Genomic DNA, 12343 nt, shown 5'->3' with positions numbered 1-12343 from the left:
AACGGCATGCCGGAACGTTGGATCGATGCTCTGGCGACAAAGCGCATACGCTCGAAACAGGCGTTTCATGACGTAAAAATATTGAGAAGCAATTTTTACAATCGATTTCAGTGCTGCGTGGCGGGATTGTTCCCGCGGAAGGGGAGTCGGGAAACTGGCTCCCCTTCCTGCTGTCTTGTGCGCCGGTGCTAGGCTTTGGGGAAAGGACGGCTCAGGAACCGCGACCCTGCAAGGCCGAAACGCCAGGGCGTCTCTATCCCCTTGCTGATGCCGATCCGCGGTCCGACGATCACCTCCGCCGGTCTGTCGGACGTCAGCAGCGAGAATGGCGCACTCTGCAGCGGCATCCCATCATGCCCGCGGTTGATCCCCAGCGCTTCGCACAATCGTCCGGGGCCGGAGGCGAGCAGCCGCCGGTCGGCGAGCCCGCGCCGCGCCTCCATGGTTTCCAGGCCCGCTTCCGGCTCGATCGCGCGGACCAGCACGGCCGCGCCGTGCCCGATGGGCCCGCACGTGACGTTGAGGCACCAGTGGATTCCGTAGGATCGGTAGACATAGGCATGGCCGGGTGGGCCGAACATGGCCGCGTTCCGGGCGGTCGGGCCGGAGAAGCTGTGCGACGCGGGATCCTCCCGGTCATAGGCCTCGGTTTCCACGATGGTGCCGCCGACGCCGTCGACGAACAGTCGCGCCCCGATCAGCGCGCGCGCGACGCTGACCACATCCCGGTCGAAGAGGTCCACGAGTGTGCTCATGACCGTCTCCGTGTCTGTAATTTCGAGGTCCCCCTCAAAGTACCGAACCAGGGCACCTATATGCGGCCTGAAGCGTTGATCTGAAAGGCGCAACAGTTCGGACCCGACATGATGACATTCCTTGCAAATTCCCGGCGATGGCTCGCCCTCATGGTGTTGAGCATTGCGGTCACCTTCGTCGCGGTCGACTTCGCCGAGGCCCGCCGCGGCGGCAGCTTCGGCAGCCGCGGCTCGCGAACCTGGTCGGCGCCCGCACCCACCCAGACGGCGCCCCGCACCACCGCCCCGGTCGAGCGGAGCATGACGCCGCGGCCGCAGACCGACCCCTCCACCGGCGCGGTTCGTCCGCAGACGACTACGGCCCAGCGGCCGGGCGGCCTGTTCGGCGGCTTCGGCGGCGGAATTCTGGGCGGCCTCCTGGCCGGCGGCCTCCTAGGCATGATGTTCGGCTCCGGCTTCGGCGGCGCAGCCGGCCTTCTCGGCTTCATCGTGCAGCTCGCGCTCATCGCGCTGGTCGCCAGCCTCGTGATGCGGTTCCTGCGCAGCCGGTCCGCCCAGCAGCCGGCCTACGCCGGCCCGTCCGCCCGGAGTGACGTGCAGGCGCCGCCGGTCCGCGACATCGGCCGGGCTCCCGGCCGGAGCGGGTCCGTTCCCCCGGTCCGCGCCGTTCCCGCCGACGAGATCGGCATCGGTCAGGCCGACCTCGATGCCTTCGAGCGTCTGCTCGCGGAGGTCCAGGACGCCTACGGCCGCGAGGATTACGCCGCGCTTCGTACGCGCACCACGCCGGAGATCATGGGCTTCCTGTCCGAGGAACTCGGCCAGAACGCCTCCCGCGGTCTGAAGAACGAGGTGTCCGACGTCCGGCTCCTGCAGGGCGACCTGTCGGAAAGCTGGCGCGAGGGTGCCACCGATTTCGCCACCGTCGCGATGCGCTACGAGAGCCGGGACGTCACCCGCGAGCGGGCGACCGGCCGGGTGGTCGAGGGCGATCCCGATAGCCCGACGGAGGCCACCGAACTCTGGACGTTCGCGCGGCAGCGAGGCGGCGACTGGCGGCTTTCCGCGATCCAGGAAGCCTGACGCACAGATTGTCTTCAGGCATCCTTCAGAAAATACGAGGCGTCGCCGGAGTCCTCTCCGGCGACGCTTTTTTGTTTGATAACCACTTGATCTGAAAAGCGAAAAAGGAACGCAGCAGTGTTCTCCATGCGGCCCTGCGACATCCCTCCGCGACAGTGCGCGGGATCGCGCCGCGTACCCCTTTGGTAGAATGCCGGAAAGACAAATCGGCACAACCCGCCAGGGGGCGCCGGGACGGAATCGACAAGGGGATAAGGCCGTGCACTCGTTGGCGCTCGACAAGGTGACCCAGCCGGTCAAGGTTGAGGATCTGAAGGAGGGGGACTTTACCGAAGTCTTCGAACTCCTGTTCGGCCTGATGGTCGACGTCATCCGGACGAGACAACCCGCCCTGACCGGGATCCTCTTCAAGGACAGCGGAACGGCCCCCATCCCACCCGACCTCCGGGTGCCGGCGTTGCAGATGACCGGCATGTGGTTCCAGCTCCTCTCCATCGCCGAGGAGAACGTGGCGATGCGCGCGCGCCGCCACCTGGAGTCGGTCGGCGGACCCGATAACGTCCTGGGATCCTTCTCGAATGTGATCGCAGAAGCCGCCGCCGCGGGAGCCACGGCCGAGGAGATCCGGGCGGCTTTGGTGGAAACCGAGGTGGTGCCGACCATCACCGCCCACCCGACCGAGGCCAAGCGCGTCACGGTGCTGGAGATACACCGCCGCATCTACCGCGGGTTGGTGGAGCTGGAGTCGACGCGCTGGACGCCGCGCGAGCGCGAGCAACTGACCCGCACCCTGCGCTCGGAGATCGATCTGCTCTGGATGACCGGCGAGCTCCGGCTGGAGAAGCCGACCGTGGAGCAGGAGGTCGCCTGGGGGCTCCACTTCTTCCAGGAAAACATCTACGACCAGACGCCACTCGTGGTTGAGCATCTGGCCTCCGCCCTGCGCCGCCACTATCCGGAGCAACCGGTCGCCGTTCCCCCGATCCTGCGCTTTTCCACCTGGATCGGCGGCGATCGCGACGGCAACCCATTCGTCACCGCCGAGATCACCCGCAAGGCGCTGGCCGAGTACCGCCAGGCCGCCATCGAGCGGCTCTTGAAGCGGGTGGAGCAGACCGCCCGGACCCTGTCGATCAGCGCCAACACGGTCCAGGTCCCGGACGACTTCCAGCGCGCTTTGGCTGACGTTCTGGCCGCCAGCGGGCGCGGAGACGAGATCGTCGAGCGCAACCCAGGCGAGATCTTCCGCCAGTTCTTCACCGCGGTCCGCGACCGGCTGGTTGCGACGGGCTTCGCAGGGCGCAACTCGGCCCGGCCCTACAACTCGGCCACGGAATTGACACGTCAGCTGCTCGCCGTGGAGCGGGCTCTGATCGCCATCAACGCCCCCGATCTGGCCGCCCAGAGGCTCCGTCCGCTGCGCTGGGAGACCGAAATCTTTGGCTTCCGGACCGCCGCGCTGGACGTCCGCCAGAACTCCACGGTGGTCAACCGGACCGTCCGCGAAGTCTGGGCCAAGCTCTATCCGGGCCAGGATCTGCCCGAGCCGAACCGCCACGGTTGGCAGGCGATGATCGCCCGCGAACTGGCCAAGCCCTTCCAGTCGCTGCCGAATCTCGACGGGCTCTCGACCGACAGCGCCGAGATGATGGCGGTCCTGGAAGTCATCCGCGAAACCCGCGCTGGCCCCGACCCGAAGGCTATCGGCGCACTTATCCTCTCCATGACCACATCGGCGGCGGATGTGCTGGCGCTCTATCTGCTGGCCAAATACGCCGGACTGATCCCCGACGAGGACGGCTACGACCTGATGCCGCTCATGGTTGTGCCGCTGTTCGAGACCATCGAGGATCTGCAGCGCGCCGAAGGCATCATGAACGAGCTCTTCGAGCAGTCGGTCGTCCGCCGCACGATGCGGGCGCGCGACCACCTGCAGGAGATCATGCTCGGCTATTCCGACAGCAACAAGGACGGCGGGTTTCTCTGCTCCAGTTGGGAATTGGTGAAGGCGCAGAAGAGGTTGGTGGAAGTCGGCCGCAAGAAGGGCGTGCGCATCGTGTTCTTCCACGGCCGCGGCGGATCGGTCAGCCGCGGCGGCGCGCCGACCGGTCGGGCGATCGCGGCGCAGCCGGTCGGAACGGTCAACGGCAGGCTCCGGATCACCGAGCAGGGCGAGGTGGTCTCCTCCAAGTTCGCCAACCGTGGCACAACCTTCTACCAGCTGGAGTTGCTCGCCGCCTCGGTGGTCGCTCACACGCTGAAGTCCACCAAGGAGGCGCAGCTGCGCCCCAACGCCGAGCATGACGAGGCGCTGGAGGCGCTTGCCGGCCTGTCGCTGGCGAGCTACCGCAAACTGATCGAGCAGCCCGGGCTGATCGACTATTTCAACGCCGCCAGCCCCGTCGAGGAACTCGCGCTCCTCAAGCTCGGCTCCCGTCCGGCGCGCCGCTTCGGCGCCCGGGCACTGGCCGATCTGCGAGCGATTCCATGGGTTTTCGCCTGGAGCCAGAACCGCCACCTGCTCACCGGCTGGTACGGATTGGGCACCGCGATCGAGAGCTTCCTGAAGATCCGCGGCGACGAGGGACTGACCCTCCTGAAGCAGATGTTCGAGACCAGCCGCTTCTTCCGGCTGATCATCGATGAGACCGAGAAGACCCTGTTCATCGCCGACATGGAGATCGCGGCGGCCTATGCTTCGCTGGTGCCGGACGAGGAAGTCCGCCGCAGGATCCTCGGCATGGTCGAGGCGGAATACAACCGGACGGTGGAAAATCTGCTCAAGATCGCTGGCGCCAAGGAGCTGGCGGTCCGCTTCCCGGCCTTCCACCGCCGGATCGAGCACGTCCGCCCGCTGATCGACCGGTCGAACCGCTGGCAGGTCGAACTGCTAGCCGAATTCCGCGCCAACCCGGAAAATTCCGAAGCCCGCCAGCACAACCTGGTGCCGCTTTTGATGTCGATGAACTGCATCGCCGGCGGACTCGGCTGGACCGGCTAGGAGCCGATTTCCTCGTGCAGGTGTAGTCGCCTTTTCCGGCGCGGACGGAGGCTACGTAGCCGTCCGCCGCCTGCCGGCGGCCACGCGCGGGGAAAAGTTGCTCCCGCGACTATCCCCGTGCCAGCGTTCCGCAAAGAATTTCCATCATCGCCCATCCAGGCAGCTCGTTTTTTTCGTTTCGACGGGGGCGGTCGATCACTCCCTGACTTGTTAAACTCGACCGAGTTTGTAGAGTTAGGCCGTGATCGATCGGCACTTATCCCCGGCGCCCTGGCGCATGCGAGGATGAGTTCCAGAGGCGGTGAAGCTGTCGGCGGGGAGGACGATTTGGCAATACGGTTCGTCCAACCCAGCGTCATACCCGGGTTCAGGCTGGCCCTCGGGTTCACGCTCGCCTACCTCGCGCTGATCGTCCTGCTGCCGCTGGGCGCTCTGGTCTTCCGCGCTTCCGAGCTCGGCCTCTCGGAGATCGTCTCCCTGGCTCTCGACGAGCGGACCTTTAAGGCCTTGGAGATCTCCTTCGTCACCGCCTTCCTGGCTGCGCTCTTCAACGTGCCCTTCGGCCTGCTCGTCGCCTGGGTGCTGGTCCGCTACGACTTTCCCGGCCGCCGGCTGCTCGACGCGATGATCGACCTGCCGTTCGCGCTGCCCACGGCCGTAGCCGGCATCGCCCTGACGGCGCTCTATGCCCCGAACGGGTGGATCGGAAGCTACGCCGCCATGCTCGGCCTGAAGATCGCCTTCACGCCCGTCGGCATTTGGATCGCCCTCGTCTTCGTCAGCCTTCCCTTCATCGTCCGCACGGTCCAGCCGGTGCTGGCCGAGGTGGACAGGGAGGTGGAGGAGGCGGCCGCCACGCTTGGCGCCAGCCGGCTGAAGGCGGTCTGGTCGGTGATCCTGCCCGTGTTGACGCCGGCGATCCTGACCGGTTTCGCGCTCGCCTTCGCCCGCTCGGTGGGCGAGTATGGCTCCGTCATCTTCATTGCGGGGAACATCCCCTACGTCTCGGAGATCGCACCGCTCCTGATCGTCATCAAGCTGGAGGAATACGACTATGCCGGCGCGACCGCGATCGCGACGATCATGCTGGCGATCTCCTTCGTGATGCTCTTGGTGATCAACCTGATCCAGGGCTGGGCCCGCAGGAGGTTCGGCCGTGTCTGACGTATCCGCTCCCGCGAGGCTCATGTCCGACGCAGAAACCGACACGCCGGCCCGCCGGCTCCGCAAGCCGCCCCGCCTGCCGACCGAGGAGAGCCCGCTGGTTCGGGTCAGCCTCATCGGCCTTGCGGTCGTGCTGCTGCTCGCGTTCCTTTTGCTGCCGCTCGTGGCGGTGTTCACCGAGGCGTTCCGGCAGGGCATCGACGGCTTCGTGGAGGCCGTGAACGACCCCGACGGGATCGCCGCCATCAAGCTGACGCTGCTGGTCGCTGCCATCTCGGTGCCCGCCAACCTGGTGTTCGGCGTCGCTGCCGCCTGGGCGATCGCCAAATACGAATTCCGCGGCAAAGCCTTCCTGATCACGCTGATCGACTTGCCGTTCTCGGTGTCGCCCGTGGTCGCCGGCCTCGTCTACGTGATCCTCTACTCCACCTCGCATGGCGTCTTCGGCGGGTACCTGCAGAGCCATGGCCTGCAGATCATCTTCGCCGTGCCGGGCATCGTGCTCGCCACCATCTTCGTCACCTTCCCCTTCATCGCGCGCGAACTGATCCCGCTGATGGAAGAGCAGGGCACCACGGACGAGGAGGCGGCGCTTTCGCTGGGCGCCACCGGATTGCGCACCTTCCTCACCGTCACGCTCCCGAACGTGAAGTGGGCGCTGCTCTACGGCGTGCTGCTCTGCAATGCGCGGGCGATGGGCGAGTTCGGCGCGGTCTCGGTCGTTTCCGGCCACATCCGCGGCCTCACCAACACGATGCCGCTGCACGTCGAGATCCTCTACAACGAGTACCAGTTCGCGGCCTCCTTCGCGGTCGCCTCGCTGCTGGCAGCTCTCGCCCTCGTCACCCTCGGCCTGAAGTCGCTGCTCGAGCTCCGCTATGCGGACGAACTCGCAGCCGGCCGCCGCCACTGAAGGCTTTCCCATGGAACTGGATATCCGGAACATCGCCAAGGACTTCGGCGGAACCGCCGCGTTGCACGGGGTGGACCTGCACGTCGCCTCCGGCGAACTGGTGGCGCTGCTCGGTCCATCCGGGTCCGGCAAGACGACGCTGCTGCGCATCATCGCCGGCCTGGAGTTCCCGACCCGCGGCCAGGTGTTCTTCGGCGAGATCGACGCGAGCGAAAAGACCGTCCAGGAGCGCAACGTCGGCTTCGTGTTCCAGCACTACGCCCTCTTCAAGCACATGACCGTGGCGGACAACATCGCCTACGGTCTGCGCGCGCGGCCGAAGGCCCGCCGGCCCGACGAGGCGGAGATCGCCCGGCGGGTGGAGACCCTGCTCGACCTCGTCCAGCTCGGTGGCTACGGCAAGCGCTATCCCTCGCAGCTTTCCGGCGGCCAGCGGCAGCGCGTGGCGCTCGCACGGGCACTGGCCATCGAGCCGCAGGTCCTGCTGCTCGACGAGCCCTTCGGCGCGCTGGACGCCAAGGTGCGCAAGGAACTGCGCCGCTGGCTTCGCGAACTGCACGACCGCACCGGGCATACCACCCTGTTCGTCACCCACGACCAGGAGGAGGCGCTGGACCTTGCCGACCGCGTCGTCGTGATGTCGAACGGACAAATCGAGCAGGTGGGCACGCCGGAGGACATCTACGACGCGCCGGCCTCGCCCTTCGTGTTCGACTTCATCGGGGAGGCGAGCCGGATCCCCGTCACCGTCAAGGGCGGCGTGCCCTTCATCGGCGACCGCGCGGTGTCCGCCGGGTCGGGCCGCCGCGCGCCGGACGGGCCGGCCACGCTCTACGTACGCCCTGAGAACGTGCTGGTGCGCGCGGGCGCGGCGGGCGAGGGCATTCCGGCGACGGTCGCGACGGTGCACCGGTCCGGCTCCTCGCGACGGCTGGGCGTCAGGATCGAAGGTGTCGATGCCGTGGTGGAGGCGATCGCCCCCGCCGAAGGCCTGCCGCTGCAGGTCGGCGCGTCGGTGGCCGTGGGGCTTCGCGCCCCCGGCGTGTTCGCAACAGGCTGACGACGTCTCGAAATCGATGGGAGAGGGCTGGCCGCCGCTCCGGCAACGGTTGGGGGCAGGGCGCCCGGTCCGACCGCGCCGACAGGCGTTGCCGGATCGTCAGGGCTTGGCCGCGACGTCCATCACGCCGTAGCCGCCGGTGCCGGTGACGGCCGCGGCATCCACCTGACCATAGGACAGGAAAGCGATCGAGAAATAGGCCGCGGTCAGAGCAACAACGACGAGCACACGCATGGGACGCAGGTTCCGGATCGTGGATGGGTAATCGGAACGTGCGGACGGGCCGACCGTTCCGTGCTGCAGAAGGGGATTGGGATCCGTTCGCCGCAGCCCGTTGGTAAAGGACGCTGGTTTATTTTCAGTTGATGCGGCCGGATCAAGGCGCGTCGGGCCGCTTGTCCACAGCGCGATGTCGCGACGGCCCGTGTGCGGCATTTCGGTCGCACGCCTCGGGGGAGGGATCGGGCCGGCCCCTCGCCCGTCAGGGTGCGACGAGCACCCGCTCGCGCAGGATGGCGAGGAGGGCGACGGACACGGTGGCGATCACCGGGCCGAGGATGATGCCGGGCGCGCCGAACACCAGAAGCCCGCCGGCGATCGAGATGAACGACGGCACGGTGTGCAGCATCAGCCGCCAGCCGACCAGCATCGGGAAGACGACGTTGTCGACCAGCCCGACCACCACCGTACCCCAGATGGCCAGCAGCGCGGCAGACCCGAACGCCCCCGTCAGCGCCAGGTAGGCGGCGACCGGCGCCCAGACCACGAAGGCGCCGAGGAAGGGGATGACGGCGAGCGCGCCCATCAGGATGCCCCAGAACACCGGCGCCGGCAGGCCGAGCCACCAGAACATCAGCCCGCCCAACGCGCCCTGCAGCGTCGCCACCACGACCGTGCCGTAAACGGTGGCGTGGATCGTATCGAAGACCCGGCGCCGGACGGCCGCGTACTCGACGTCCTCCAGCGGAAGCAGGTTGCCGACGGCGGCAATCGCCGCGGCGCGGTCGCGCAGCATGTAGAACAGGAAGTAGAAGGTGAGGAGGAGGTTGATCGCCCCCGCCGCCGACCCCTTCAGCACCGACCCGCTCCAGGTGGTGAGCCAGGCGGTGCCCGACTGCACGAGGGCCGGCAGGTCGACCTTGGCATCGATCCAGCCGAGCACGGGCGCCAGCCGCGGGTTCGCTTCCCCGATGCCGCGCCAGGTCTCCGCATCGATCAGTGAACCGATCACCTCCGCGCTCTTGACCGCCTCGCCGAGCAGGGTGGTCAGCACCAGGAGCGCCGGGATCACCACGATGAACACGACCACCGCCACCGTGCCCGTGGCGGCGAGCCCGGGCGAGCCGGTCCACGCCCGCAGCCGTGTATCGAGCGGTAGCGACAGCACCGCCAGCGTGAAGGAGAACACCAGCGCCGGCAGGAACGGAACCGCCATCAGCGTGGAGAGGTAGAGCCCGAACCCGACCGCGGCGGCAAGCATCACCGCCGATCGACTGGAACTCCGGGATGAACGGTCGCTGGGCATCCGCTTTTGGAGCACCGCCCGCGACGAAGCGCAAGAAGATCCGCAAGGGAGGCGCTCTGGAGCAAGGCCGTGCCCTCCTGCCGCCCCCGCGGCGCCGGGCGGACCGGGCGCAACGAACCGGCGGAGGGGAGGGCGCCGCTCCGACGCCGGCCGCGGGCCGCCGCTGCGAACAACCGCCGGCCCTTCAGGCGACTGTCGCGCCGTTAACGTTAAAGGTCGATGCAGTTTGCACAGCACATGGTGAATTTGCTTTAACGATTGAGCGGCGGCACAGAAAAACAACTGGGGGAAACACCATGGTCGTCGTCTGGCTGCTGCTGCTCGCCTTCCTCTCCACCGCCGACGATGGCTGAAGGACGACACGGCGGAAAACCAGCGCGACCCGGAAGGAAGGCGGACCTACGCCGACCGCCCCGGCTCCGATCCCCGCAGCGTGGGCGCGACGGGGGCAGGCCGTGTCGCGCCGCTCAATAGACCGTGTCCAGGGTCAGCGTCGCAAGAACCTCAAGAGCCGTGTTGCGCGGTTTGGCGAAGTCGGTCGAAACCTCCACCACCCTGAGGACGGAGTAGGCCCCGTTGCTCTTGTTGTCGACGTTGAAAACGATCGAGCGGGACGGCCCCGTGGGGGTGCCCTTGACGGGGAACGTAGCCGTTCCCTTCGGTCCCGTGAGCTTGATCGCGCCGACGAAACTCGGATGACGCAGTTTGTCGGACGATGACGCGAAGACCCACGGAAAATCGGCCCAGTTTCGAAGGTTCACATTCTGATAGTCACCCTGCCGGCTTATCCGATCGCCGGTCATGGTCACTCTCAGCGTCTGCTTCACCCAGATGGGCAGGCCCTTCCTGAAGTCGATGCCACCCTTGAACGCCCCATCCGGTGCGAACTCGTTCTCCTGAAAGGTTGCCTGACCGTCCGCGTGGTAGTCGATGATGATCGCGTTCCGTCCAGCGCCCTTCCATGTGTTCTTCTTGACGATCTGACCGGTTTCCTCGGCGTTGTTGCTCGTGAAGATCACGGAGCCGATGGCAGGTACTTCGGAAAAGATGAACGTGTTGCCTTCGAACTGCGAGCGGGCGGCATTCTTCCAGACCGAGAAATTCTTCAACTGACCGGTCACGGAATACGTGTTGTTGAGGTGTCGGAACCCGCGTGCGGTCTGATGAACCTTGAAAAGGCCGGAGCCGCCCGTGTGGCGAACGTCGCAATTCCGGAACGCGATCTCTGCATCTTCGTTCGCCATGCGCCCGGCGGGAACATCGTGCGTGGTCCAGGTGTGACCCGCCAGAACAGTGAACACGCACGAGTCCACGGCGATCCCGCGCGCGCCCTTGTCGGCGCTGTGAACGGCGAACGAGCCGAAGTTCAGATCGCACCTGACCGTGTTCCCGTCGATGTCCAGGTAGGTCGGGGTTCTCTTCACCGTGCACCGCAAGAACCGCAGGTTGCGCGATCCGTTCTGCGGCCGCACCCCGTTGCGGAACACCGCGAGTTCGCCGTTGCGACAGGATTCGACCGTCACGCCGTCGCCGGTACAATCGGTGCCGCCTTCGAAATCCAGCCCGACATCCCCGCAGTTCGTGATCTTGCCGCCCGTCACCGTGATCCGGTTGCTGTCGGCCGTCCAGATGCCGCCGCCGCGCGCCTTGTCGACCGTCGATCCGGCGACGGCGATGTTGGAGCACTGCCAGATGGTGATGCCGTGCCAGGCTCTTGAGACGGAAATCGCATCCAACTTGCCGTTCGACGCGTGCGTCGCGGCGACCGCCGAGATCAATTCGGATTTCGCGCTACCGGTGTTCCTCACCGAGATCTTCGATGCGGTCCAATCGTTCGCCGAAGCCCAGGCGATGCCCGAAGCCCGCCTGTTCGCGCCGTCAAGGATCAGGTTGCCGACGTGCGTGCGCGACCGCGCGACGACCAGATGGGGGTGGTTCCGCTGGAACCCGTTGATATCGGCGAGAGCGAGGATGCGGGCCGTGTTGTTGGCGCCCTCCAGCCGGCGGCCGTCCGGCACCGTCACCTGCCGGCTGGTACCGAGAGTCTTGTTGGCCGGCAGCATGACGTTCGCGGTCTTCAGAAGCGCGTTCAGAAGCACGCCCTCGTCGGAACCGTCACACTTGAGCCCGACCGCCGCCGCGTGGATGAACTCGCGCGGCGCCAGACGCAACCAGACGGCACCGGGCGCCAGGGCGATCTGGAAGGGATCGTCGTCGGCCGGTTCGTCGGTGACCCGGTAGGTGGACGGAGTCTCGGGCCAGCCATCGTCCCACGCGGCGAAATCGACCCGATCGACATTCTCAAGGATGAAGCGCCTGAACTGATCGTCAGCCGCGATGCGCCGCTCGAATCCGCTTCTGGTGGAGAAGTCCAGGATACGGCCACCCGGCGAACGCGGGTCGTCGGGGCCGCTCGGGATCGCCGCGCCTGCGCTCGTGGTAAAGACGCTGTGGAGCCCTGCGGCCGCGCCGAGCGCGCTCTGGAGAACTTCGCGGCGATTCATGGACATGGAACTCCCGGGCCTTTTCCCTCGCGATTCCTGGAGAATCGCGGAAACACAATTCTGGACCAAATCTGGACCAGGATGAGAACCGAAGCCGGTGGGATCGCCCCGCCAATGGGTGTTCGGCCAACTTTGAAACGCTGTGACGACCGGATAGGTTGGCCGGCGCTCCAGGTGCATTGAACCACGTTGACGAATCTGGACTTAGAATCCTTACTCGACCATTAACTGACAAAAGTGCGGACCGGCGACTATGGAAGCGACGAGTGCAACTGCTACATCTTCGGACGAACAGCGCCGCCGATGGCTCCTCGCGACCTTGTATTTTGTGCTGTTGT

At 66.5% G+C, this 12343-nt stretch carries 10 protein-coding genes; 6 read left to right on the top strand and 4 right to left on the bottom strand.

What is annotated here, in order from left to right; translation table 11 throughout:
* Positions 1 to 188: 188 nt before the first annotated feature.
* Complete coding sequence (locus HZ321_RS00400) at positions 189 to 755, bottom strand: DNA-3-methyladenine glycosylase (protein WP_181699108.1); 567 nt, start codon at positions 753 to 755, stop codon at positions 189 to 191.
* 150 nt (positions 756 to 905) lie between these two features.
* On the opposite strand from HZ321_RS00400, the gene HZ321_RS00395 reads away from it, so the two are divergent.
* The 5 genes from HZ321_RS00395 (at position 906) to HZ321_RS00375 (ending at position 7976) form a co-directional block, all read left to right on the top strand.
* Positions 906 to 1838 (top strand): Tim44 domain-containing protein, encoded by a 933-nt coding sequence (locus tag HZ321_RS00395; RefSeq protein ID WP_244635510.1) that lies wholly within the window; start codon positions 906 to 908, stop codon positions 1836 to 1838.
* Between the two features lie 259 nt (positions 1839 to 2097).
* Complete coding sequence (locus HZ321_RS00390; protein ID WP_342343789.1) at positions 2098 to 4839, top strand: phosphoenolpyruvate carboxylase; 2742 nt, start codon at positions 2098 to 2100, stop codon at positions 4837 to 4839.
* Between the two features lie 285 nt (positions 4840 to 5124).
* Positions 5125 to 6003 (top strand): sulfate ABC transporter permease subunit CysT, encoded by an 879-nt coding sequence (gene cysT, locus HZ321_RS00385; protein WP_181699102.1) that lies wholly within the window; start codon positions 5125 to 5127, stop codon positions 6001 to 6003.
* Between the two features lie 22 nt (positions 6004 to 6025).
* Positions 6026 to 6916, top strand: a complete 891-nt coding sequence (gene cysW, locus HZ321_RS00380) for a sulfate ABC transporter permease subunit CysW (RefSeq protein ID WP_181699100.1) — start codon at positions 6026 to 6028, stop codon at positions 6914 to 6916.
* Between the two features lie 10 nt (positions 6917 to 6926).
* Positions 6927 to 7976: a sulfate/molybdate ABC transporter ATP-binding protein gene (locus HZ321_RS00375; RefSeq protein ID WP_181699098.1), complete on the top strand. Its 1050-nt coding sequence runs from the start codon at positions 6927 to 6929 to the stop codon at positions 7974 to 7976.
* A 99-nt stretch (positions 7977 to 8075) separates the two neighbouring features.
* On the opposite strand, the gene HZ321_RS21780 is transcribed toward HZ321_RS00375, so the two are convergent.
* Together HZ321_RS21780 and HZ321_RS00370 are read right to left on the bottom strand one after the other, a co-directional pair.
* Complete coding sequence (locus HZ321_RS21780) at positions 8076 to 8210, bottom strand: hypothetical protein (protein WP_280514436.1); 135 nt, start codon at positions 8208 to 8210, stop codon at positions 8076 to 8078.
* 247 nt (positions 8211 to 8457) lie between these two features.
* Positions 8458 to 9456 carry an AI-2E family transporter gene (locus HZ321_RS00370; RefSeq protein ID WP_181699096.1) on the bottom strand — a complete coding sequence of 333 codons (999 nt, stop codon included), beginning with the start codon at positions 9454 to 9456 and terminating at the stop codon, positions 8458 to 8460.
* A gap of 26 nt (positions 9457 to 9482) precedes the next feature.
* Between HZ321_RS00370 and HZ321_RS00365 the strand changes: the two genes are divergently transcribed.
* Positions 9483 to 9854, top strand: coding sequence for a hypothetical protein (locus HZ321_RS00365; protein ID WP_181699094.1), 372 nt, complete (start codon positions 9483 to 9485; stop codon positions 9852 to 9854).
* Positions 9855 to 9968: 114 nt separating this feature from the next.
* Here the strand turns inward: HZ321_RS00365 and HZ321_RS00360 are convergent, their stop codons facing one another.
* Positions 9969 to 12185 (bottom strand): right-handed parallel beta-helix repeat-containing protein, encoded by a 2217-nt coding sequence (locus HZ321_RS00360; protein WP_181699092.1) that lies wholly within the window; start codon positions 12183 to 12185, stop codon positions 9969 to 9971.
* Positions 12186 to 12343 lie beyond the last annotated feature (158 nt).

This window comes from Chthonobacter albigriseus, assembly GCF_013839445.1.
Classification (GTDB): Bacteria; Pseudomonadota; Alphaproteobacteria; order Rhizobiales; family Pleomorphomonadaceae; genus Chthonobacter; species Chthonobacter albigriseus.
This window is presented reverse-complemented; position numbering and strand designations above follow the sequence as displayed.